Annotated in this window: 22 protein-coding genes and 1 pseudogene; 12 read left to right on the forward strand and 11 right to left on the reverse strand. The window is 52.0% G+C overall.

The window, feature by feature from the left end:
• From ydcS to ymcF, 3 genes are all read right to left on the reverse strand, one after another.
• Window positions 1–1,146 (reverse strand): putative ABC transporter substrate-binding protein YdcS, encoded by a 1,146-nt coding sequence (ydcS, locus tag ACTJJA_RS07505; protein ID WP_431138585.1) that lies wholly within the window; start codon window positions 1,144–1,146, stop codon window positions 1–3.
• A 272-nt stretch (window positions 1,147–1,418) separates the two neighbouring features.
• Window positions 1,419–2,828 carry an aminotransferase-like domain-containing protein gene (locus ACTJJA_RS07510; RefSeq protein WP_010431538.1) on the reverse strand — a complete coding sequence of 470 codons (1,410 nt, stop codon included), beginning with the start codon at window positions 2,826–2,828 and terminating at the stop codon, window positions 1,419–1,421.
• Window positions 2,829–2,910: 82 nt separating this feature from the next.
• On the reverse strand, window positions 2,911–3,099 hold the full coding sequence (gene ymcF, locus ACTJJA_RS07515) for a cold shock small protein YmcF (protein ID WP_052302284.1): 189 nt from the start codon (window positions 3,097–3,099) through the stop codon (window positions 2,911–2,913).
• Between the two features lie 393 nt (window positions 3,100–3,492).
• Between ymcF and ACTJJA_RS07520 the strand changes: the two genes are divergently transcribed.
• The 4 genes from ACTJJA_RS07520 (at window position 3,493) to hslJ (ending at window position 6,596) form a co-directional block, all read left to right on the forward strand.
• A complete protein-coding gene (locus ACTJJA_RS07520) occupies window positions 3,493–4,893 on the forward strand; it encodes a cytochrome ubiquinol oxidase subunit I (RefSeq protein ID WP_440667175.1) in 1,401 nt (466 codons plus the stop codon).
• Window positions 4,893–5,903 carry a cytochrome d ubiquinol oxidase subunit II gene (gene cydB / locus ACTJJA_RS07525; protein WP_440667177.1) on the forward strand — a complete coding sequence of 337 codons (1,011 nt, stop codon included), beginning with the start codon at window positions 4,893–4,895 and terminating at the stop codon, window positions 5,901–5,903. The genes ACTJJA_RS07520 and cydB overlap by 1 nt, the downstream gene beginning before the upstream one ends.
• Complete coding sequence (locus ACTJJA_RS07530) at window positions 5,903–6,031, forward strand: DUF2474 domain-containing protein (protein WP_042713512.1); 129 nt, start codon at window positions 5,903–5,905, stop codon at window positions 6,029–6,031. Before cydB ends, ACTJJA_RS07530 begins: the two co-directional genes overlap by 1 nt.
• 127 nt (window positions 6,032–6,158) lie before the next feature.
• On the forward strand, window positions 6,159–6,596 hold the full coding sequence (gene hslJ, locus ACTJJA_RS07535; RefSeq protein WP_440667179.1) for a heat shock protein HslJ: 438 nt from the start codon (window positions 6,159–6,161) through the stop codon (window positions 6,594–6,596).
• On the opposite strand, the gene ACTJJA_RS07540 is transcribed toward hslJ, so the two are convergent.
• Window positions 6,597–6,863 carry a putative hemolysin gene (locus ACTJJA_RS07540; RefSeq protein ID WP_010431552.1) on the reverse strand — a complete coding sequence of 89 codons (267 nt, stop codon included), beginning with the start codon at window positions 6,861–6,863 and terminating at the stop codon, window positions 6,597–6,599.
• Between the two features lie 270 nt (window positions 6,864–7,133).
• On the opposite strand from ACTJJA_RS07540, the gene nifJ reads away from it, so the two are divergent.
• Both nifJ and ompC read left to right on the forward strand, forming a co-directional pair.
• The gene (gene nifJ / locus ACTJJA_RS07545) at window positions 7,134–10,658 is read left to right on the forward strand and encodes a pyruvate:ferredoxin (flavodoxin) oxidoreductase (RefSeq protein WP_440667181.1); all 3,525 of its coding nucleotides are present in this window, start codon (window positions 7,134–7,136) and stop codon (window positions 10,656–10,658) included.
• 389 nt (window positions 10,659–11,047) lie between these two features.
• Entirely contained in the window at window positions 11,048–12,157 is a 1,110-nt protein-coding gene (ompC, locus tag ACTJJA_RS07550; protein WP_440667182.1) for a porin OmpC, read from the forward strand.
• Between the two features lie 39 nt (window positions 12,158–12,196).
• On the opposite strand, the gene ACTJJA_RS07555 is transcribed toward ompC, so the two are convergent.
• Window positions 12,197–12,394, reverse strand: a complete 198-nt coding sequence (locus ACTJJA_RS07555; protein ID WP_042713506.1) for a hypothetical protein — start codon at window positions 12,392–12,394, stop codon at window positions 12,197–12,199.
• Window positions 12,395–12,469: 75 nt separating this feature from the next.
• Entirely contained in the window at window positions 12,470–12,805 is a 336-nt protein-coding gene (locus tag ACTJJA_RS07560; RefSeq protein WP_212474009.1) for a DUF1294 domain-containing protein, read from the reverse strand.
• A 277-nt stretch (window positions 12,806–13,082) separates the two neighbouring features.
• Between ACTJJA_RS07560 and ACTJJA_RS07565 the strand changes: the two genes are divergently transcribed.
• The 3 genes and pseudogenes from ACTJJA_RS07565 (at window position 13,083) to ttcA (ending at window position 15,140) form a co-directional block, all read left to right on the forward strand.
• Entirely contained in the window at window positions 13,083–13,931 is an 849-nt protein-coding gene (locus tag ACTJJA_RS07565) for a benzoate transporter (protein WP_440667185.1), read from the forward strand.
• A gap of 142 nt (window positions 13,932–14,073) precedes the next feature.
• Window positions 14,074–14,175 (forward strand): annotated as a pseudogene (locus ACTJJA_RS07570) (site-specific integrase); the annotation flags it as partial.
• Window positions 14,176–14,204: 29 nt separating this feature from the next.
• Window positions 14,205–15,140, forward strand: a complete 936-nt coding sequence (gene ttcA, locus ACTJJA_RS07575; RefSeq protein ID WP_440667187.1) for a tRNA 2-thiocytidine(32) synthetase TtcA — start codon at window positions 14,205–14,207, stop codon at window positions 15,138–15,140.
• A gap of 41 nt (window positions 15,141–15,181) precedes the next feature.
• Here the strand turns inward: ttcA and dbpA are convergent, their stop codons facing one another.
• The 4 genes from dbpA to ACTJJA_RS07595 all read right to left on the reverse strand — a co-directional run bounded on the left by dbpA (window position 15,182) and on the right by ACTJJA_RS07595 (window position 19,144).
• On the reverse strand, window positions 15,182–16,555 hold the full coding sequence (gene dbpA / locus ACTJJA_RS07580) for an ATP-dependent RNA helicase DbpA (protein WP_440667189.1): 1,374 nt from the start codon (window positions 16,553–16,555) through the stop codon (window positions 15,182–15,184).
• A gap of 27 nt (window positions 16,556–16,582) precedes the next feature.
• Complete coding sequence (ynaL, locus tag ACTJJA_RS07585) at window positions 16,583–16,738, reverse strand: proline-rich small protein YnaL (protein WP_269475491.1); 156 nt, start codon at window positions 16,736–16,738, stop codon at window positions 16,583–16,585.
• Window positions 16,739–17,039: 301 nt separating this feature from the next.
• A complete protein-coding gene (gene zntB, locus ACTJJA_RS07590; protein WP_440667191.1) occupies window positions 17,040–18,023 on the reverse strand; it encodes a zinc transporter ZntB in 984 nt (327 codons plus the stop codon).
• Window positions 18,024–18,166: 143 nt separating this feature from the next.
• Window positions 18,167–19,144 (reverse strand): methyl-accepting chemotaxis protein, encoded by a 978-nt coding sequence (locus tag ACTJJA_RS07595; RefSeq protein ID WP_440667193.1) that lies wholly within the window; start codon window positions 19,142–19,144, stop codon window positions 18,167–18,169.
• A 519-nt stretch (window positions 19,145–19,663) separates the two neighbouring features.
• Between ACTJJA_RS07595 and ACTJJA_RS07600 the strand changes: the two genes are divergently transcribed.
• The 3 genes from ACTJJA_RS07600 (at window position 19,664) to ACTJJA_RS07610 (ending at window position 23,334) form a co-directional block, all read left to right on the forward strand.
• On the forward strand, window positions 19,664–21,793 hold the full coding sequence (locus ACTJJA_RS07600) for a putative bifunctional diguanylate cyclase/phosphodiesterase (RefSeq protein ID WP_440667195.1): 2,130 nt from the start codon (window positions 19,664–19,666) through the stop codon (window positions 21,791–21,793).
• 92 nt (window positions 21,794–21,885) lie between these two features.
• Window positions 21,886–23,118: a diguanylate cyclase domain-containing protein gene (locus ACTJJA_RS07605; RefSeq protein WP_440667197.1), complete on the forward strand. Its 1,233-nt coding sequence runs from the start codon at window positions 21,886–21,888 to the stop codon at window positions 23,116–23,118.
• Window positions 23,119–23,193: 75 nt separating this feature from the next.
• Window positions 23,194–23,334 carry an Ecr family regulatory small membrane protein gene (locus tag ACTJJA_RS07610; RefSeq protein ID WP_010431575.1) on the forward strand — a complete coding sequence of 47 codons (141 nt, stop codon included), beginning with the start codon at window positions 23,194–23,196 and terminating at the stop codon, window positions 23,332–23,334.
• Window positions 23,335–23,408: 74 nt separating this feature from the next.
• On the opposite strand, the gene ACTJJA_RS07615 is transcribed toward ACTJJA_RS07610, so the two are convergent.
• Window positions 23,409–23,888, reverse strand: coding sequence for a hypothetical protein (locus ACTJJA_RS07615; protein WP_440667200.1), 480 nt, complete (start codon window positions 23,886–23,888; stop codon window positions 23,409–23,411).
• Window positions 23,889–23,974: the final 86 nt, after the last annotated feature.

Genomic DNA, 23,974 nt, shown 5'->3' on the forward strand with positions numbered 1-23,974 from the left:
TCAACGACCGCCCATGATGGCAATGTAATCCTGCGTCCAGCGGCTGTAAGGGACAAATTTCCCGCCTTCCGCGATCGGCGTTTTCCAGAACATGATTTTTTCGAACTCGTTATAACCGTTGGTTTCGCAGCCTTTATCCCCCAGCAGCGTGCTGGCCTTACAGCCTTCTGCGACCACCGGCAGCGAGCCAAACCAGGCCGCCAGATCGCCCTGCACTTTTGGCGTCAGCGACCAGTTCATCCATTTGTAGGCGCACATTGGGTGTTTTGCCTGCGCGTGCAGCATGGTGGTGTCCGCCCAGCCGGTCACCCCTTCTTTCGGGAAGACGGTGGCAATGGGCTGGTTCTCTGCCTTCAGGGCATTCGCCTGATACGGCCAGGCGCTGGAGGCCACCACGCCTTCATTTTTGAAGTCGCTCATCTGAACGGTGGTGTCATGCCAGTAGCGGTGGATAAGCGCGTGCTGATCGCGCAGCACCTTGAGCACGGCGGCGTACTGTTCTTCGGTGAGCTGGTACGGGTCTTTAATACCTAACTGCGGTTGAGTGGCTTTGACGAACAACGCGGCATCGGCGATATAAATCGGGCCGTCGTACGCCTGCACACGTCCCTGGTTGGTTTTACCGTCAGGCAAATTCTGTTTGGTGAATACCACGCTCCAGCTGTCCGGCGGCGTCGGGAAGGTTTTGGTGTTGTACATCAGCAGGTTTGGCCCCCATTGATAGGGCGTGCCGTAAACTTTGCCGTCGACGTTAAACCATTCCCCTTTCACAATCCGTGCGTCGAGGGTTTTCCAGTTGGGGATCAAATCAGGGTTTATCGGCTGAACGCGTTTCCCCATGATCAGGCGCAGCGAAGCGTCACCGGAGGCCGTGACCAGATCATATCCTCCTTTCGCCATCAGGCTGACCATCTCATCGGATGTGGCCGCCGTTTTGACGTTGACGGTACACCCGGTCTCTTTTTCAAACTGGGTCACCCAGTCATAATTTTTATCCGTCTGACCGCGTTCGATGTACCCCGGCCAGGCAATAATATCCAGTCGTCCTTCCCCGTTGCCGATGGCCTTCGGCGGTTCGGCGGCTTGCGCGGTCATGATTGTCATGCCAAGCGCATACAGGCTGCTGCGGGCAAAAATTTTGCTCATTAGATTTACTCCAGTCGCAATGAAATTTAGCGGCAGCCTTGCCGTAAAAATATCTCCTTAATTAAACGTAGACCGCGCAAATGCGCCGCACCTTTCGGCTAAAGGAAATTTCATCAAGGTGTGACCGAGGGCGCATTCCCCGTTAACTGGATTATAGACAAGGAGTTAGCAGAGGAAGGGAGTATGCAGATTTCCTATGATGCGGCGCTGAGGGATATTCGCAGCGCCGTCATAAAGATAAGGAAGGATTATTTAAAAGCCGACTACGCGATTTATTCCAGCATCTCGCTAATTAATTTTCCCAACTGAATAACAGCCTGTTCTTCCCGTTCTCCCCACGCCCAGGAGGTATTAAACCGGAAAAACGGCGTCCAGCTGTCTGACGTTGAAAACATCTTACCTGGCGCAATGCTGATGTGGTGGACTAACGCTTTCTCGCTCAGCAGCCCGGCATCCAGCTGCGCCGGAAGCTCCAGCCATAAAAAATAGCCACTGTCGTTGTGATGGATTTTGACGCCAGCAGGCATATGGCGCAAAAGCGACTGCCACCCCTGCTGTTTGCGCTCGGCCAGCGTGCGTCGCAGGCGGCGAAGATGGGCGTCATACCGTTTGGTCGCCAGATAATCCACAAGCGCCAGCTGCATGGGTGAGCTGGTTGATAAGGTGCTCATGAGCTGCAGCTGCTGAATGCGTCGCGCATGCTTTCCCGCCGCCACCCATCCGATGCGAAAACCGGCCACCAGACATTTTGAAAATGAGGAGCAGTGCAGCGTCATGTCCTGCCTGTCCCAGGCCTTGGCCGGAAGCGGTTTTTCACGGCCAAAATAGAGTTCGCTGTAGACGTCGTCCTCAATCAGGGTGACGTTATGCTTCGTTAGCAGCGCCACCAGCAAAGCCTTTTTCTCCGCACTCAGCGTGAAGCCAAGCGGGTTTTGACTGTTGGTCATTAGCCAGCAGGCTTTTACCGGATAATCATTCAGGGCCTGTTCAAGGGCATTCAGGTCAATCCCCTCGCGCACGTCGGTCGCTATCGACAGGGCCTTCAGCTTCAGGCGTTCAAGCGCCTGGAGAGCACCATAAAAACAGGGATTTTCAACGATCACCCAGTCACCGGGTTCGGTGACGGCCTGCAGGCTAAGGTTCAGCGCCTCAAGCGCGCCTGCGGTAATGACAATCTCTTCAGGTGAGATGTTCATCCCCTGCTGCGCGTAGCGGCGGGCAATGGCGTGGCGTAGATCGACGTTGCCCGGCGGCAGGTTTTCAATCACGCTCATCGCGGTGGCGGTTTTACTGACGTTCGCCAGCGAGCGGTTAAGCTGCTGAAGCGGAAAGAGGCGCGGATCGGGAAATGCGGAAGCAAACGGCACGACGGAGGGATCGCGGCTGGCCTGCAGCACGTCGAAGATATAGGTGTTGATGTCGACCACTTCATCGCGCATCACCTGAGCCGGAGGAGCAGGCTGTTGCGCAGTCGGGCGCGAGGCAACGTAATAGCCCGATTGCGGTCTGGCGACAATGCGCCCCTGGCTTTCCAGCATCTGATACGCGTGGCCCACGGTCATGAAACTCATGCCGCTGCTCGCCACCTGCTCTCGCAGCGAAGGCAGCTTATCGCCCGGCAGCCATACGCCAAGCTCAATCTGCGAGATAATTTGTTGCGCCAGACGCTGGTATTTTTTCATCAGATTCTCCTTATTGCCGACAGTGTATATCAGCAGGAGAAAAAGAGAAGATTTTGCTAACTGTTATGGAAAGCGTTGTTAATTACTTGCGGTACTCAGTGATATGGCTCTGGGCAGAACGTGCTGCGGCCAGGTGATCGAGTGTAACCATCGACGATTTGCAAAAAATGCATTTCGCGCCGTGAGGATTTTTCTCAGACACATCAAAAACTGAAGTACGGTACTGCGAGCCATGACAGCATGGGCAGCGAAAATGGATATAAGAAGTCATAGGATTCTCCTGTAAACGTAAAAACGTAAATTACTCATGAGCCGATCAGGCAATAATGGTTTTAAACAAAACTAATCGGAAAGTAGATAAAGACCCAAGAGAGGCTGCGGAGAGGCACAACGTGATGAGAACTGCTTTATAAAACTACGTCAGATATTTATTTGGACTCAAAACCAGAAGACCATTAACGCACGACGCAGACGACAACGCAAGCGGTTTAATGCGTAAAATTCATAAAAAGAATTTTCTTATTCTTAATTACCGACCTATATCAGATGAGTTAAATGACGACAGTTTACGAACTGTTATGCATAAATTTTACTTTTCTGCCTCTGATAGTCGACTTTACCCCCCTATACCATAACAGCACACCGTTTGACATTGAGGCTGTGCATGTTTGGTTTAGATGCTTTTCACCTTGCGCGGATACAGTTTGCCTTTACCGTATCCTTTCACATTATTTTCCCGGCCATCACCATCGGCCTGGCAAGCTATCTTGCTGTACTCGAAGGGCTGTGGCTCAAAACAAAAAATCCTGTCTGGCGCTCGCTGTACCATTTCTGGTCGAAGATCTTCGCCGTTAACTTTGGTATGGGTGTGGTCTCCGGGCTGGTCATGGCCTACCAGTTTGGCACTAACTGGAGTGGATTTTCGCAGTTTGCGGGCAGTATTACCGGCCCGCTGCTGACCTATGAAGTGCTCACCGCCTTCTTCCTTGAGGCCGGTTTCCTTGGCGTGATGCTGTTTGGCTGGAACAAAGTCGGTCCGGGTCTGCACTTCTTTGCGACCTGTATGGTGGCGCTGGGGACGATTATATCGACCTTCTGGATCCTCTCCTCCAACAGCTGGATGCAGACCCCGCAAGGCTATGAGATCGTCAACGGTCAGGTCGTACCGGTAGACTGGTTTGCCGTGGTATTTAACCCCTCTTTCCCGTACCGCCTGCTGCATATGTCGATAGCCGCCTTTCTCAGTAGCGCGCTGTTTGTTGGTGCTTCTGCCGCCTGGCACCTGCTGCGCGGTAACAGGACGCCTGCCATTCGCGCCATGTTCTCTATGGCGCTATGGATGACCCTGATTGTGGCCCCCATTCAGGCGATGGTGGGTGATATGCACGGGCTGAACACCTTAAAGTACCAGCCCGCCAAAATTGCCGCCATTGAAGGCCACTGGGAAAACCCGCCGGGTGAACCGACGCCGCTGCTGCTGTTCGGCTGGCCGGACATGGAACAGGAGCGCACCCGTTTTGGGCTGGAGATCCCGGCGCTGGGCAGTCTGATCCTAACCCACAGTCTGGAAAAACAGGTTCCCGCGCTCAAGGAGTTTCCGAAAGAAGACCGGCCTAACTCCACCATCGTCTTCTGGTCGTTCCGCATTATGGCAGGCCTGGGCATGCTGATGTTACTGCTGGGGGTTGCTGCGGTCTGGCTGCGCTACAAAAAACGGCTGTATACCTCTCGTCCCTTCCTGTGGTTTGCCCTGCTTATGGGACCATCCGGATTGATTGCCATCCTTGCCGGATGGGTTACCACGGAAGTGGGCCGCCAGCCGTGGATGGTCTATGGACTGCAGCGCACGAAAGATGCGGTTTCCGCGCACGGCGATCTGCATATGAGCGTCAGCCTGCTGGCCTTCTTCGTGGTTTATACCTCGGTGTTTGGCGTGGGTTATAGCTATATGGTACGCCTGATCAAAAAAGGCCCTCAGCCTCATGAGTCATTTGCCACTGAAGCTGATGGTCGACCTGCTCGTCCCCTTTCCGCCGTTATTACTGAACGTAAGGAGAAGCCATAATGGGAATCGATCTCTCCCTTATCTGGTTTGTGATCATCGTATTCGCCACGTTAATGTACATCGTGATGGATGGATTTGATTTGGGAATTGGCATCCTGTTCCCCGCGACGCAGAACGGCGACGATCGCGATGTGATGGTCAACAGTGTTGCGCCGGTGTGGGACGGGAACGAAACATGGCTGGTGCTTGGCGGCGCGGCCTTGTTTGGTGCCTTCCCGTTGGCTTACGCGGTCATCATCGACGCGCTGACCATTCCGCTGACATTAATGCTGATCGGACTTATTTTCCGGGGCGTAGCGTTTGAGTTTCGCTTCAAAGCCACACCGGCACACCGTCCGTTCTGGGATAAAGCCTTTATTGGTGGCTCGATTCTGGCAACGTTCACCCAGGGCGTGACGGTCGGCGCTGTGATTAACGGATTCTCCGTTACCGGACGCGCGTACAGCGGCGGCCCCTTTGACTGGTTCACTACCTTTAACCTGTTCTGTGGCGCAGGTCTGGTCATAGCCTATGCCCTGTTAGGCTCTACATGGCTGGTAATGAAAAGCGAAAATGCCCTGCAACAGCGGATGCGTGAGGTTTCAAAAACGCTGTTAATCGTCCTTCTGCTATTCATTGCGGCAATCAGTATCTGGACGCCTTTGGCGCAACCGGCTATCGCCGCGCGCTGGTTTACGCTGCCGAATCTGTTTTATCTGCTGCCCGTCCCGGTGCTGGTGGCGATCCTGAGCCTGTGGCAGTGGCGAAGCCTGAAGGATCCTGATAGTCATAATCTGCCGTTTGTGCTGACGCTGGGGTTGATTTTCCTCGGATTCAGCGGTCTTGGGATCAGCATCTGGCCGCACATCATCCCGCCGTCTATTACCTTATGGCAGGCTGCTGCACCACCGCAGAGTCAGGGCTTTATGTTAGTGGGCGCACTGTTGATCATTCCCATCATTCTGGTCTACACCTTCTGGAGCTACTACGTATTTCGCGGAAAAGTACAGCATGGGGAGGGTTATCACTGATGCAACAACCTGTCTGGAAACGTCTGATGTGGCTGGCCATCATCTGGGGCGGTAGCGTCCTGGCGCTGGCCGCCGTAAGTATGTTCTTCCGTATGCTGATGGCGGCGGCGGGATTCAAATCTCACTAACACCTTGTGCCGGGCACCGCGCTGTTGCCCGGTCTCTTCTCGCACTTTCAGATAAACCCCATTAACTCGCGCGGGCGTATGGTTACACTTGGAATAGATTCACAGCATTGATATTTAGAGAAGAAAAATGAAAAAGCTCGTTGCAGTAACTTTTCTGAGCCTGGCCCTGGCGGGCTGCGTTAACCCGGGTAAAGCGTCCGTTCAGCCGGAGCAGCTTCAAAACCACCGTTTTGTGCTGGAAAATGTCGATGGTAAAGCCATCACCAAAACGGCAACGCAGCCTGAAATAAGCTTTAGCGCACTGTCAGATATCAGCCTGATTAAAAACATCACTGTCTCAGGCGTGATGTGTAACAGTTATAACGGACAGGGGAAATTGTCCGAAGGCGCGCTCACCGTCAAAAGTCTGGCGATGACCCGGAAACTGTGCACTGACCCACAGCTTAACGAACTGGATCAGGCCATCGGCGACATGCTGCGCAAGGGCGCACAGGTCGACCTGACTGAAGACCAGTTAACGCTGGCGACAGCCGAAAAAACGCTGATGTTTAAACGCGTTGAGTAATCAGTAGTTACCGCAAGATCCCACGGCAAGCGACTGTTCACTGCAGCGCTTGCCATTTGGCAACGCGCACATACCAATCGCAGACCCATCGAGCTGGCGAGCAACCGATAACGAACCCCCAATCATCGCGCAGTTGGCCTGGCCGGAGCTTGACATCGCGGCTCTCATACCTGGCGTGACGTGCGCCGCCGTTGCCTGCTGAACAGGTTCACTACTACATGCCGACAACAATAACGCGGCACACCCTACCCAAAACGCTGAACGCATGTTCTCTCCCCCATGAATAATGACAAACCTATGCATAATAGGCACGCGGCGCCGCATCGTCGAGAGTGGATGTGCGTATTTATGCGCTCCGGAAACAATTTCTCGCAATTTTTCCGGCAAAAGTTTGATCTACTCATTGATGCCGGGAATATCGAGGACACAAAAGCGAAAATCGCAAAACCTGAGCTTTGCTAAAATAAAAGGATAATTATCAGGGCTTGTTGCCGTTATACAGGCCCCTCTTTTTGCGCAATGTAAGGGTGTCGTCTTATGCAAACTATTGACGGTAATGGTGCAGTCGCGTCAGTTGCGTTCCGTACCAGTGAAGTTATCGCCATCTACCCGATTACGCCAAGTTCCACGATGGCTGAACAGGCGGATGCCTGGGCCGGAAACGGGGTAACAAACGTCTGGGGGGATGTCCCACGCGTGGTTGAAATGCAGTCCGAAGCGGGCGCGATTGCCGCGGTGCACGGTGCGCTTCAGACAGGCGCCTTGTCCACGTCGTTTACCTCCTCTCAGGGATTGCTGCTGATGATCCCGACGTTATACAAATTAGCCGGACAGTTGACGCCATTTGTGCTGCATGTTGCCGCACGTACGGTCGCGACTCACGCCCTCTCCATCTTTGGCGATCACTCAGACGTGATGGCGGTCCGTCAGACGGGCTGCGCCATGCTGTGCGCCAGCAGCGTCCAGGAGGCACAGGACTTCGCGCTGATTTCACATATCGCGACGCTGAAAAGCCGCGTGCCGTTTATTCATTTCTTTGATGGGTTCCGCACATCTCACGAAATCAACAAAATCGTTCCGCTGGCTGACGATACGATCCTCAATCTTCTGCCACAGGCTGAGATCGATGCGCACCGTGCTCGAGCCCTCAATCCGGAACATCCTGTGATTCGCGGAACCTCTGCAAACCCGGATACCTATTTCCAGTCTCGAGAAGCGACTAACCCGTGGTACGACGCGGTTTACGACCATGTTGAACAGGCGATGAATGCGTTCGCCACCGCCACCGGACGGGAGTACAAACCGTTCGAATATTATGGCCATCCGCAGGCGGAACGCGTGATCGTGCTGATGGGCTCTGCCATCGGCACCTGTGAAGAAGTGGTGGATGAACTGCTGACGCGCGGCGAAAAGGTCGGCGTGCTGAAAGTGCGGCTTTATCGTCCTTTCTCAGCTAAACATTTGCTCTCAGCGCTTCCGGAAAGCGCGCGATCCGTTGCCGTTCTTGACCGAACCAAAGAACCGGGTGCGCACGCGGAACCGCTCTATCTGGACGTGATGACGGCCCTGGCGGAAGCGTTTAATAGCGGCGAACGCGAAATGCTGCCGCGCGTTATTGGCGGGCGCTATGGCTTGTCATCCAAAGAGTTTGGCCCGGACTGCGTGCTGGCAGTCTTTAACGAGCTGAATGCAGCGAAGCCAAAACCGCGCTTTACGGTCGGCATTTATGATGATGTGACTAACCTGTCCCTGTCGTTGCCGGAAAACACCCTGCCCTCGACCGCCAAACTCGAGGCGCTGTTCTATGGTCTGGGCAGCGACGGTAGCGTCTCAGCAACCAAAAACAACATCAAAATCATCGGCAATTCGACACCGTGGTATGCCCAGGGCTATTTCGTCTATGACTCCAAAAAAGCGGGCGGGCTGACCGTTTCCCACCTGCGCGTCAGCGAACACCCTATTCGCTCGGCTTACCTTATTTCTCAGGCAGATTTTGTAGGCTGCCACCAGCTGCAGTTTATCGACAAATACCAAATGGCGGAGCGCCTGAAACCTGGCGGTATTTTCCTGATTAACACTCCGTACAGCGTTGATGAAGTCTGGGCGCGGCTGCCGCAGGAAGTGCAGGCGGTGCTGAACCAGAAAAAAGCCCGCCTCTTTGTGATTAACGCCGCCAAAATTGCCCGCGAATGTGGCCTGGCGGCACGTATCAACACCGTGATGCAGATGGCCTTCTTCCATCTGACCAACATCCTGCCGGGCGACAGTGCGCTGATGGAGCTGCAGGGTGCGATAGCCAAAAGCTACAGCAGCAAAGGCCAGGAGCTCGTCGAGCGCAACTGGCAGGCGCTGGCGCTGGCGCGCGAATCGCTGTTTGAAGTACCGCTGCAGCAGGTGAATGCAGCCAGCCCGAACCGCCCTCCGGTGGTGTCCGACGCGGCGCCGGATTTCGTGAAAACCGTAACGGCGGCAATGCTGGCCGGTCTGGGCGATGCCCTGCCCGTCTCGGCGCTGCCGCCAGACGGCACCTGGCCAATGGGCACCACCCGTTGGGAAAAACGTAACATCGCCGAGGCGATCCCGATCTGGAAAGAAGAGCTGTGTACGCAGTGCAACCACTGCGTGGCGGCCTGCCCGCACTCGGCCATCCGTGCCAAGGTAGTTTCACCTGAAGAGATGGAAACCGCGCCGGCCAGCCTGCACTCGCTGGATGTGAAATCCCGCGACATGCGCGGACAGAAATACGTTCTGCAGGTCGCTCCTGAAGACTGTACCGGCTGTAACCTGTGCGTCGAAGTGTGCCCGGCGAAAGATCGTCAAAACCCGGACATTAAGGCCATCAATATGATGTCGCGCCTGGAACATGTTGAAGAAGAGAAAGTGAATTACGACTTCTTCCTGAACCTGCCTGAAATCGATCGCAGCAAGCTGGAACGTATTGATATTCGCACTTCACAGCTGATTACTCCGCTGTTCGAATACTCGGGTGCCTGCTCTGGCTGCGGAGAAACACCGTATATCAAACTGCTTACGCAGCTTTACGGCGACCGAATGCTGATCGCTAACGCCACCGGCTGTTCGTCTATTTACGGTGGTAACCTCCCTTCCACGCCGTACACTACCGACGCTAACGGTCGCGGCCCGGCATGGGCGAACTCGCTGTTTGAAGATAACGCCGAGTTTGGTCTTGGCTTCCGTCTGACCGTCGACCAGCACCGCGCGCGCGTGATGCGTCTGCTGGAGCAGTTTGCCGATAAAATCCCTGCAGAACTGAATGATGCACTTCACTCGGAAGCCACGCCGGATGTGCGGCGCGAGCAGGTGGCTGAACTGCGCAACGCGCTGCAGGGCGTTGAGGGTGCGGAACAATTGTTGACGGATGCTGATGCGCTGGTTGAGAAATCTATCTGGCTGATCGGCGGCGACGGCTGGGCCTACGACATTGGCTTCGGCGGGCTTGACCATGTTCTGAGTCTGACTGAAAACGTTAATATTCTGGTGCTGGATACGCAGTGTTATTCCAACACCGGCGGTCAGGCGTCTAAAGCGACACCGTTAGGCGCTGTTACCAAATTTGGTGAGCACGGCAAACGCAAAGCGCGTAAAGATCTCGGCGTCAGCATGATGATGTACGGCCACGTTTATGTCGCGCAAATTTCACTGGGCGCGCAGCTTAATCAGACCGTGAAAGCGATTCAGGAAGCGGAAGCCTACCCAGGCCCATCGCTGATTATTGCCTACAGCCCTTGCGAGGAGCACGGCTATGATCTGGCTCTCAGCCACGATCAGATGCGTCAGCTCACAGCAACCGGCTTCTGGCCGCTGTACCGGTTCGACCCACGCCGTGCGGATGAAGGCAAACTGCCGCTGGCGCTGGACTCACGTCCGCCATCTGATGCCCTTGCCGAGACGCTTATGCAGGAGCAGCGCTTCCGCCGCCTCAACGCGCAACAGCCTGAAGTGGCAGAACAGCTCTGGAAAGATGCCGCCGCGGATCTGCAAAAACGCTATGACTTCCTGGCACAGATGGCCGGGAAAGCGGATAAATCGACCAGCGAATAACTCTACCCGCCCGGCTTGTCCGGGCTTTTTTTTGTCATAAAAAAAGCCCGATGTATTCACACCAGGCTAATCCAGATAATCACAGAAAACTATTTAGATAACTAAATAATATTCACATCAATTATGGATGAAGAAATCTTAAAGGCATATAACAACGGCGATCTTACCTTTTCTCCCGCGCAATTAATAATTTTAGTTTTGTATGCTTCCGGTTAATACATTCATGAAATCAATCAAGATTTCAACAGTATTATTTGGTTGAGAATTTACTTAAAACGTAACAAATATAATTACGACTCCGCATTGGGACTGATTTAGCATGAGACATCTTTCCTGTATGGAAAGTTCATCTGGTAATTAAATAAAAATGATTGCAAAGGAATATCACTATGCAAAGAAAAGTACTGGCCCTCATGATTCCTGCTCTGTTAATGGCAGGCGCAGCACATGCAGCAGAAATTTATAATAAAGACGGCAACAAATTAGATCTGTACGGAAAAGTAGATGGTCTCCACTACTTCTCTGACGATGCGTCAAAAGATGGCGATCAAACCTATATGCGTCTGGGCTTCAAAGGCGAAACCCAAATCAACAACCTGATGACCGGCTACGCGCAGTGGGAATACAACGTTCAGGCTAACAACACCGAAGGGTCTGATAACCAGTCCTGGACGCGTCTGGCTTTCGCGGGTGTGAAAGTGGGTGATTACGGTTCATTTGATTATGGCCGTAACTACGGTGTGCTGTACGACGTGGAAGGCTGGACAGATATGCTGCCAGAATTCGGTGGCGACTCATACACCTACGCCGATAACTTTATGACCGGCCGTGCAAACGGCGTGGCAACCTACCGTAATACCGACTTTTACGGTCTGGTGCAGGGTCTGAACTTTGCGCTGCAATACCAGGGCAAAAACGAATCCGGCAATAACAATCAGGAAGGGACCAACAACGGTCGTGATACGCGTCATGAGAACGGCGACGGTTTCGGTATCTCTACCACCTATGATTTCGGCATGGGCTTCAGTGCAGGCGCGGCTTACGCCTCTTCTGACCGTACCAACGATCAGGTTACAGGTACAACCGCGGGCGGCGATAAAGCAGATGCATGGACTGCTGGCCTGAAATATGATGCCAACAATATCTACCTGGCGGCAATGTATTCCGAAACCCGCAATATGACACCATACGGTGATAACGAAGGTAATGTGGCTAACAAAACTCAGAACTTTGAAGTCACCGCGCAATATCAGTTCGACTTTGGTCTGCGTCCGGCGATTTCTTACCTGCAGTCCAAAGGTAAAGATCTGGGCAACGGTCAGGGCGATCAGGACCTGGTTAAATATGCTGACGTAGGTGCCACCTACTATTTCAACAAAAACATGTCCACCTATGTTGATTATAAAATCAACCTGCTGGACGAAGACGACAGCTTCTACAAGAATAACGGCATCAGCACTGACGATGTTGTTGCATTAGGCCTGGTTTACCAGTTCTGATCCTACGAGCCCGCAGCTTTCTGCGGGCTCAAAACATCGCTATAGGCCTTTTCTGACCAGCTCAGCGGCTTTGACGAACACCTCATCTTCAACGCCATCGCCCTTCTGTCTGCCGAGTCTGACCAGTTCGTCAACGATACTTTCACGGCTGATCGGCTTCTGCGCTGAAACCAGCCCAATAACGGCAGCCCCAATCGCCAACCCAACCAATCCTGTTTGTTCTTCTTTGTTCTTCATGTTCGCGCTCCCGTGTCCAACAGAAAAGCGTAGCAGGAATACAGTAAAAAGAGTGTTTGTTACGCCAACCGATGCTCATAACGCAGAGAAGTGATAAACCGCCGCCATTGCTACGATGCTCAGGATGACACTTAGCATAAAGTAGGTTTTAAAGGGCTGCTTTTGCGTTTTATGGCGAAAAAGTTGTTGACCCAGAATGGCGCCAGGCCAACCGCCTGTCACCCCAAACGCCAGCAAAGTGGCTTCCGGAACTCTGCGCATGCCCTTTCGCGCCGCCATTTTATCCGCGCCATATATCGCCATCGTCAGCACATTGATGAGCACGAACCACATGACAAGAGGATTCGACGTAAAAAAGCTACCAGTCGCAGCGGAAAACAGAAGCAGATAACAAAAACGATTGAGCGTCATAGCAGTGACCACGGGAATGTTGAGCGTATTCAGATGCCGCAGTATACGAGATAACGTGAATGTTTCAGGTTGACGCTATGTCAATTTGTGCCAACATTCCAATCCGCACCATCAAATTGATTTTCTTAACGATTTTTGTAAAATGCGCATATCCTGAGAGACGAGTTATCTCCATCTGTTTAGTTTTGTAGTCCTCTAAGGTAGCATTACGCAAAGAAGAACGTGAAAAATGCTGGATAAATGCACCAACCTGGCGAAAAGATAAAGGAATTCCAAAATGATTTATGATTGTTTTTTATACTACGATGAAGATATGCTGCTTGAACTTCGCCTCAATACCTTAAACGAAGTCATTGATAAGTTTGTGATTGTAGAATCAACTCACTCATTTACTGGAATTCCGAAGCCTCTCAATTTTAATATCGACAAATTCCCTGAATTTAAAGATAAAATCATTTACGTTGTTTACGATTCACTTCCTAAGCTGAAAAATGGCGTCGAAGGGGAATATGATGCCTGGGCTAACGAAGCAGCGACCAGAAACGCAACAATGCGCGGACTTCGTGATGCTAAGGACGACGATATTATTATCATCTCCGATGTCGATGAGATCTTCACTCCTGAAGCCATTAAGCAAATTAACCCGAAGAAATTATGTACGACGTTCCACATGAATTTTTTCAACTATCAATTTAACCTGCAAGTCTTTAATAAAGATGGCTCTCCGCGCTTGTGCACACTTCCGCGCGCGACGACGTTACGCAATCTTAGATACCGTTTTGGCGGAAAGGCATTTGATTTTAGAAATGTTAAGTCCACTGAAATTTATAAAGACTTTTTGTCAAGACTGACATTCAAATATAGAAACAAGATTGTAAAAAATGCGGGTTGGCACTTCTCATGGGTTATGTCGCCTGAACGCATCTCCAGGAAGATGTCTACGATCTCTCATACTGAACACGATACGCCAGAATTCAATAATCCTGAACACATTATGAAAGTGATTACGAATGCAGAGGATATCTGGGGTCGAGACAGAAAATTAGTCAAGCAGGATCTTAAAAAACCTGAGTTCCCGGCTTATTTAGTCGATAATAAAGAGAAGTTTAAACAGTTCATTATTTAATCAGCAGTTTTGACCAGATAATACCGGGTGCTTTTAATGTTTCTGTCCTACTATAAAGCACTCTCTTTTTTTCCATGATCACAGGAATCGGTCTTGCCCTCTCTGTTGCCATCCCGGGAAGCCTACTACTCTTTATCAATCCAACACCGCTCTAAAACATGCTGGTATTCGCCGCCGGAATCCGTAACATACGCGGCATACTTTTGCCTGCTGGCTTTTATCTGCCAGCGCTAACCCGTCTTTCGACCCTGCTGGCTCCGAAGGTAGTAATAAATGCAACAAAATCAAGATATTAACAAAAAAGAACAATACAACCTGAACAAGCTGCAAAAGCGTTTGCGCCGTAACGTGGGCGAAGCCATTGCGGACTTCAACATGATTGAAGAAGGCGACCGCATCATGGTTTGTCTGTCAGGGGGTAAAGACAGCTACACCATGCTGGAGATCCTGCGTAATCTTCAGCAAAGCGCACCGGTGAATTTTTCCCTGGTGGCGGTGAATCTCGACCAGAAACAGCCGGGGTTCCCTGAGCACATTCTGCCAGAGTATCTGGAGAATCTGGGCGTTGAGTACAAAATCGTCGAAGAAAACACCTACGGCATTGTTAAAGAGAAGATCCCGGAAGGGAAAACGACCTGCTCGCTGTGCTCTCGCTTACGCCGCGGGATCCTCTACCGTACCGCAACGGAGCTGGGCGCGACCAAAATTGCGCTCGGACATCACCGCGACGATATCCTGCAAACGCTGTTCCTGAACATGTTCTACGGCGGCAAGATGAAAGGCATGCCGCCTAAGCTAATGAGCGATGACGGCAAGCACATTGTGATCCGCCCCCTCGCCTACTGCCGTGAAAAAGATATTGAGCGTTTTTCTCAGGCTAAAGGTTTCCCGATCATTCCATGTAACCTGTGCGGCTCGCAGCCGAACCTGCAGCGTCAGGTGATTGGTGACATGCTGCGCGACTGGGACAAACGTTATCCGGGTCGGATCGAAACCATGTTCAGCGCGATGCAGAACGTCGTCCCTTCCCATCTCGCGGATGTAGCGTTATTCGACTTCAAAGGCATAAACCACGAATCAGAAGTGGTTAACGGTGGCGATCTGGCGTTTGACCGGGAAGAAATCCCAATGCAGCCTGCGGGCTGGCAGCCGGAAGAAGATGACAGTCAATTAGAAGAACTGCGTCTGAATGTGCTGGAAGTGAAATAAAACGAAGCGTCTCAGAGAGATATCTGAGACGCTTTTTTCCGTTACTTCAGCAGACGAACGCGGCAGGCTTTGCCTTTAATTTTACCGTTTTGCAGCTGCTTCCAGGCTTTATGCGCCACCGACTGGCGAACCGCCACGTAAACGTGCGCCGGATGAACCGCAATTTTTCCGATATCCGCCCCGTCCAGACCGATATCTCCGGTCAGCGCCCCTAACACATCACCCGGACGCATCTTGGCTTTTTTGCCGCCGTCGATACACAGCGTCGCCATTTCAGCCTCCAGCGGGACAATGCTGATATTGCCCGGGGCGTTCACCCAGTTCAGTTTAATCTGCAGCATTTCAGAAAGGATATTGGCGCGCTGCGCCTCTTCCGGCGCGCAGAAGCTGATGGCGAGACCGCTGTTGCCCGCGCGCGCGGTACGACCAATACGATGGACGTGTACCTCGGGATCCCAGGCCAGTTCAAAGTTAACCACCAGCTCGAGCGATTTAATGTCCAGACCGCGGGCGGCAACGTCGGTCGCGACCAAAACGCGCGCACTGCCGTTAGCAAAACGCACCAGCGTCTGATCGCGGTCGCGCTGCTCCAAATCCCCATGCAGCGACAGTGCGCTTTGACCCGCGGCATTCAGGGCATCGCAGACCGACTGACAATCCTTTTTAGTGTTGCAAAACACCACGCAGGAAGCAGGCTGATGCTGGCTCAGCAGCTTTTGCAGCAGCGAGATTTTGCCGTGCTGCGACGTTTCAAAGAACTGCTGTTCGATGGCGGGCAGAGCATCAACGCTATCAATTTCAATGGTCAACGGATTCTTCTGCACACGACCACTGATTGCCGCGATACCTTCAGGCCAGGTCGCGGAGAACAACAGCGTCTGACGATCCTGCGGCGCAAAGCGGATCACCTCATCAATAGCATCGCTAAAACCCATGTCGAGCATACGATCGGCTTCATCCATCACCAGCGTCTGCAGAGCATCAAGCGAAACCGTCCCCTTTTGCAGGTGATCGAGCAGGCGTCCCGGCGTGGCAACAATAATGTGCGGCGCATGCTGCAGCGAATCACGCTGTGCGCCAAAAGGTTGCCCGCCACAGAGGGTTAAAATTTTGGTGTTCGGCAGAAAACGAGCCAGACGGCGCAACTCTCCGGCGACCTGGTCCGCCAGCTCGCGGGTCGGACACAGAATCAGCGACTGCGTCTGGAATAACGCCGCATCAATATGCTGCAACAGCCCGAGACCAAATGCAGCCGTTTTCCCACTGCCGGTTTTTGCCTGCACGCGTACGTCACGGCCTTCCAGGATGGCCGGCAGCGCAGCCGCCTGTACAGGGGTCATAGTGAGGTATCCCAACTCGTTAAGGTTATCGAGTTGGGCAGCAGGCAGAACGTTCAGGGTAGAAAAAGCGGTCACAGTATTCTCTCGTGGTCATCTTCGCAGTCAGATGGCGCGTATCCTCGCAGATATCAGGGTTGGATGCGACATTTTAATCGGTTCTTCATCAGGCGGCGGGTCCGGCATAGGCTGAGGACGCGGGATAGGATCGGGCATCGGCGTTGGATCGGTAGGTACCGGATCGGACTGGCGTGTATTCATGAATTGCAGTGCGAGTAGCATGCTCATCTCTTCCTCCAGGTTTTTTTGTTGACCCTTTTAGGGTAGTCGCTGGGGAACGGCAGGCAAAAAAAAGCCGACTATTAAGTCGGCGTCGTACGAATCAATTGTGCTATGCAGTAATTCAAAAAAAGGAAGTAAGACAATATGGAGCGCAACGCCCATCGCTTGACGTTGCATTCACCTGCGGGAGTAATATTGCACCTTGCGGGGTCGATGTTTATTGACTTCGCTCAATTAAAATGTCGTTTTGAAGCAATCTACCGACCGAAAAAGTGTAAATTTACAACCATTTACTGCGATGCAACCACCATGCAACACCGCCAATCAAAACCACTAACATGACGCAAAAGGCCGTAAACCCGTAGTGGTACTCTCCGCCGGGTATTCCGCCAAGATTGACGCCAAACAGCCCCGTCAGAAAAGTGCTGGGCAAAAAGACCATCGCCATGAGCGACATCGTATAAGTTCGTCTCGAGAGTGACTCCTGCATCACCTGGGCAATTTCGTCCGCCATCACCGCCGTTCGGGCAATACAGGAGTCAATCTCGTCCAGTCCTCGCCCAAGCCTGTCAGCAATGTCCTGCATTCTTCTACGCTGGTCATCGTTCATCCAGCTCAGCCGCTCGCTGGCCAGTCGCGCGTACACATCGCGCTGTGGCGTCATGTAGCGACGCATGACGATCAGCTGTTTGCGCAAAAGCGCCAGAAAACCGCGTGGGGGGATCTGCTGATCGAGCAGATTGTCCTCCAGGTCGATAATCTTATCGTGCAGTTCTTCGATAAACTCGCTGGCATGATCGGTCAGGGCATCGCAGACGTCCACCAGCCAACTGCCACAATCCGTCGGGCCCGTGCCCTCTTTTAGATCGTTAACCACGTCATCCAGCGCCAGCACCTTACGCTGCCGGGTGGAGACAATCATCCGCTCATCCATATAGAGACGCATGGCAACCAGTTGGTCGGGACGTTCATCCGTGCTGCCATTAATGCAGCGCAGCGTAATTAATGTCCCCTCGCCCATTCTGCTGACGCGTGGCCTGAGGCTCTCTCCTGCTAGCGCATCACGCACGTTATTGGGTAAGAGCGGCGTCGATGCCAGCCACTGGGCACTGTCTGGATGGGTGTAGTTCAAATGCAGCCAGCAGGGATGTTCACTATCAATATCATCGCTGTCTTCCAGCGGCCTCGCACCACCATGGCCATCGAACACCCACGCAAAAACTGCGTCAGGCACGTTAACTTCGGACCCTTTAATGCTCTCCACAGCGCCTCCCGCTTTTCATCTTCACGGTGTCAGTCTAGCTTTCGTCCAGGCTTAAGCAATAGATATGTTCAGCATCGCCCTGAATGCGCTCAGGAATTGTACTTTTCGCAGCAAAGAAAAAGCCTGGCAAGCCAGGCTTTTTATCAGAGAGAGGGGATCGGGGAACGTTGACGTCGCGGTGAGGGCTCATCCGCGAGATGTCGCTGGTCAAGCCGGAAATTACGCGTGCGGGTTTGCAGTTCAATCACCTGGTTACGCAGCACATCGGAGGATCCGTTGAGCTCCTCCACCATGGCGACATTGCTCTGCGTCACGCGTTCCAGTTCAGACAGCGCCTGCGTTATCTGCGAAATCCCCTTTTCCTGTTCTGACGTGGAGGCAGAAATATCGTCCATTAACCGGCTGACGTTGTTCGCCCCCGCCACGATATCCTGCATATTTCTCTCCGCTTGCGAGACAACGTTAACGCCCTGCGTCACGTTATTGCTGGTCACGTCAATCAGCGACTTGATGTTTTTCGCCGCTTCGGCGCTTCGGTGTGCGAGATTACGGACTTCACCCGCCACCACGGAAAATCCTTTGCCATGATCGCCCGCACGTGCAGCCTCTACCGCCGCGTTAAGCGCCAGAATATTGGTCTGGAAAGCGATACCATCGATAAGGGAAATAATTTCCGTCATTTGCAGGGCACAGTCGGTTATAGACTGCATGTTGTTAGCAACCTGCCCCATTAATTGTCCGCCTTTTTGTGCCTGTAACGTCGCGGCATTCGCTTGCTCACTGGCTAAACGGGTATTGTCTGCATTGTTTCGGGTACTCGCTGCCATTTGTTCCATGCTGGCCGCCGTCTGGATCAATGACGCTGACTGCTGCTCGGTCTTTACCGACAGCTCTGCACTGCGGGACGAGAGTTGTTCCGCAAGCGTCATGGCCGTTTGTGAAGAGGATCTGATCTCGCTGACCAGCGTTGCGATGTTACTGGACAAGCTATTAATCCCTGGAATCAAACGTCCTGCGCAGTTATTGCCAAATTCAGGGATAGAGACGCCAAGATTGCCCGACGTCACTTCTTCAATACTTTTCTTCACAGTATTGATCGGCGTCACAAGATATTTTGTCATGTACGCCCAAAGTAAAATCAGAGCGATGAGTTGTGTAGTATTCACGGCAATAAAAAGTGACACGCCATTAGCAAACAATGCAATCACTCCGTTATTAACCAAAAAGAGGCATAAAAGGAAATAGACAATAAAAGTTCTGACACTAATATTTCTTAGCATACATTTTCCCACGACTTTATATTTTTATCGGCATTAAAATTTATAGCATTGCACGATAACTTTGTCCTCACGATCTGCGCGAGTTTGTTGTTTCGCAGTTTGATTAGCGTGATTTCACTTAAGATAGAACAAAAGCGGGTTTTACAGGAAATGCATTGCTCGACATGCTGCCACACTGGTTTATGCTACCCGTACGCGATACTCTGTTCTTACGCCACGCGACAGATATTTATACGTATTTAAGAGGCATTGCACTAAAAGCGGGATACTGTTTAGTCGCACTTAAAAAAGTAATTTGCATAATATATTTTATATTCTTTATTAATTGATAACTCCGTAACTTTTGCGTGGGATGACATAATGCTCAACGTATCGTGGGACCCTGTTTTAATAGCCATTTCTTATTTGGTGGCGTTTATCGCCTCATTTGTGGCTTTAGACAGCGCGGGTAAAATCCCCCTTGCCACCCGTAGGGCCGCGCTATTCTGGCGTATGGCCGGTGGCGTGACCTTAGGTATCGGGATCTGGTCCATGCATTTCATCGGCATGCTGTCGATGAAAATGCCGATGATCATGAGCTACCACCTCTGGCTCACCGTCGTCTCGCTGGGTATTGCCGTCGTTGCTTCTACGCTTGCCATTAATATCGCCGTTCCCGGGAAATCGCTCTCCCCTTATCGACTGATCCTCGCCACGCTGATCCTCAGCGCGGGTGTCGTTTCCATGCACTATGTCGGCATGGCCGCATTAATGCTGAAGGGCAGCATTATCTGGGATCGACGTATTGTCCTCTTATCGGTGCTGATTGCCGTCATCGCATCCGGCGCGGCTCTGTGGTTAGCCTTCCATTTACGGGAAAAGCGTAAAGGCGTGTACATCAACCGCCTTGCGGCTGCGCTAGTGATGGCTGCAGCCATTTGCGCCATGCATTACACCGGAATGTACGCCGCGCATTTCCACGAAATGGAAAACACATTACCGGGCGGTATCAGTGAACTGGGATTATCAATTTGGGTATCCGTCACCACATTATGTTTGCTCGGTGTGATGTTGATTATCTCGCTGATGGATTCACACTGGCGGACTAACCGGCTGACGGATAATTTGCGCCAACTCAACCGACAGCTGGAGTTGCAGGCTCGTTTTGATGTGCTTACCGGACTTGCCAATCGTCACCAGATGGACGTGCGGATGCAGGACTGCCTGCACAGCGCGCTGCTGAGCAAAAAGCCGTTTGCAGTGATATTTTTCGATATTGACCATTTCAAGCGGATTAATGATATCTGGGGTCATCACGTTGGCGATGAACTGCTGATAAACGTGGCTCATCGCGTGACTGCACGGTTAACACGCGAAATGACGCTGGCACGCCTGGGTGGTGATGCTTTCATTTTGCTGGTCCCAGAATGCGATGACGACAAGCTAAACGCGCTGCTTTCCCCCCTGCTGGACGATATCCGCCGTCCACTTTCCCTTTGCGGGCATACGTTAACCATCACGCTCAGTGCAGGGGTAAGCCTCTATCCTCAACACGGTGAAACCCTGCATGAGCTAAAGCTTAAAGCCGATGCGGCGATGCATAACGTGAAAAAGCAAGGTCGTAACGGCTGGGCCATTTATCGCGCAGAGATGTCCACGACGGTTCCGGCTGAACCTGCCTTTTTGCAGGAGCTATCCCTGGCGCTGGAACGCGATCAGTTTGAAATGTGGTATCAGCCAACCTGGCTGGCAGAAGAGAGCGCCATTCACGGGTTTGAGGCGCTGCTACGCTGGCGTCACCCGGAACAAGGTGTTTTACTGCCCAGTCTCTTTTTACCGTCGCTGGAACAAACCGGGTTGATCATTCCCGTGGGTAACTGGGCGATTGAAGCGGCCTGTAAACAGCTGAGTTTCTGGACTGAACAGGGGTTCAGCCAATGGACATTGTCATTCAACCTGTCGCCGATGCAATTTGAGCAGCAGGATATCTTTCATGTTATCTCGTCCACGCTGCAAAAATATAACCTGGCCCCCTCCCGGTTGATCCTTGAAGTAACGGAAAGCACGGCGCTAAAAAACCTCGATCGCAGTATTGAATTGCTCACCGCGTTCAACCAGGCAGGGATTACCGTTTCGATAGATGATTTTGGTACGGGTTATTCGAATCTTCTCATGCTCAGCGTCTTACCGGCGAAAGAGCTGAAAATCGATAAAAGTTTCGTCAGTTCAATGCTTGAAAATGAGAAAAGTAGAAAGCTTGTAGAAACGATAATTACCATCGCCCGGACTCTGGATATGAATGTCGTTGCAGAAGGAATTGAAACCGAAGCGCAGCGGGCAATGCTGGTGAGTCTGGGTTGTGATTATCTCCAGGGGTTCCTGTACTCCCGCCCTTTACCTGCAGAACAGGTTCCGTGGCTGCTGCTGCAAAAAACGGCTGAAAGACAGATTATACCAATCGGTAAAATTCAGGCGGAATCCCCTTTTATTTCACAAAAAAACCACGCCTGATGTGATTAAGTAAGGTATGTTTCAAAGGAGCCCACGCGAGTCAATTCCGGCGTGATCGTCAGGTATACCGTGCCGATGTACAGGAATTCCCTATGTCGCAATATTGCTTCGATGCGCTGAATGTTATTAAAAACCCGGTGTGGCTGATTTCACCCGTCGCAGAAAATATTATATTTGCCAATGCTGCGGCGACTAAACTGATGGGTGATAAAACGTTGACCGAGATGCGCACTGGGATCTATTCCGCTAATGCGCAAACCGCTCTCTCAATGTATGTTCCCGAACTTAAAAGCGAACTGGACATCGTCGAAATACTCACCGTCTGGCGAGACAATCAAGAGAGTACGCTGAGCTGCCGTCTGACGCTTACGCATCTGGCACCTTATGGTGATGTGATTGTGTTTGAGGGGCTTTCGCAGCAGGCGCCTTCCGGGCTTAAAGCCAGCCGTTCAGCAACCTATCAGCGAAAAAAACAGGGATTCTACGCGCGTTTTTTTCTTACTAACAGCGCACCAATGTTGTTAATCGATACGGCACGTGATGGTCACATTGTTGACGCCAACCTGGCTGCGCTTAATTTTTATGGCTACACCCATGAGGAAATGTGCCGTAAACATACCTGGGAAATCAACACGCTTGGGCGCGACGTCTTGCCTATTATGACGGAGATTGCCAGCCTGCCAGGAGGACATAAACCGCTTAATTTTGTCCACCGACTGGCGGATGGTTCGACCCGACACGTACAGACCTACGCCGGCCCGATTGAAATCTACGGCGATAAGCTCATGTTGTGCATTATTCACGATATCACTGAACAAAAGCTGCTCGAGCAGGAGCTGGAACATGCAGCCCTGCGAGATTCAATGACCGGTCTGCTTAATCGCCGACAGTTTTACAACATCACAGAGCAAACCACGCTTTCTCACCTCCCGGCGCAGCAGCAGTTTAGCCTGATGCTGGTAGATACTGATCATTTCAAAAACATCAATGACCTCTTCGGACATCTTAAGGGTGACGAGGTACTCATTTCGCTTTCGCGCATGTTGGAAGCCTGCAGCCGTCCCGATGACTACGTTTTCCGCTGGGGTGGCGAAGAGTTCGTGCTCCTGCTGCCGCGAACACCGCTTGAAACCGCGATGCAGATAGCGGAAACCATTCGTGCCGCGGTAGCACACATTACGATTCCTGGATTGCCCCGCTTCACCGTCAGCATCGGCGTTGCACGACACAACCAGGGCGAAAGCATTGATGACCTCTTCAAACGTGTCGATGATGCGCTCTACCGCGCCAAGAATGACGGTCGCAACAAAGTGCTGGCCGCATGAAGCTGGAGTTGTGGAGAAAGCCCCGTTAGAATCCCAGCCAGGGCTGAAACAGACTTCAGGTGGGTAATCGCTTAGATGGGAAAAACAGAAATACTGCTCACCTTAATTATTCTCTGCCTTATTATATTGGGTTTGTGGTTTATTTTTAGCGGTGAAATTTGGGTGCTGGTCGCCTATTTTGAAAATAGCCTTTATCCCACCATTGAAGCGCCGTAAGGCCCGTTTAATGCCTTGCGCCAGTGATGTCTTACATTACAGTGCTCAATGTGCCGGGTACCCCGCTGGAATATTCAGGCCAGACAGTCCACTGCCAGGAAAAAATGATTTTCCGTCATAATGGCATTCTCTTTTACGCCCTGCTGTTCACGCCGGATAAACCAGCCTTCCTCCGGTGCCATGCTCAGGCAAAACACCTGGTTGATGCCGGGCGCATCAACCCGCATTGTCACACAGCCCCTCTCCGCGCTACGACAGAGTTGCTCCGGCATAATACTAACGCTGCGATCTCCGTTCACCAGCCGGAGGGTGGTGATGTCATACCGGCATATGCCGCTGCTAAGGCTGTAACCAAGAGTACTCAGGTCATGAATATGCTTTGTCGACACAATGACCTCAATTCCACTTCCCTCAAACCACACACAAATCTGTTGTGCCAGCGCATCCATCCGCTGACGGAATGCACTGATTTCACCCTCCGCTGATTCGTGATCGAGCGGGATACTGTCATTTTTCTGCTGTACTTTTTTGAAAAACCGGTCTCTGGCTGACACGTTGTCGTCCCTGTTAACATTTCACACGCTGTTGAGCCAGATTCAGCGTGTGATACGCTGACCGGCCATTATCTTTTTTTCTCAAC

This window comes from Enterobacter sp. 22452 (assembly GCF_052045065.1).
In the GTDB taxonomy this organism is placed as follows: Bacteria; Pseudomonadota; Gammaproteobacteria; order Enterobacterales; family Enterobacteriaceae; genus Enterobacter; species Enterobacter mori.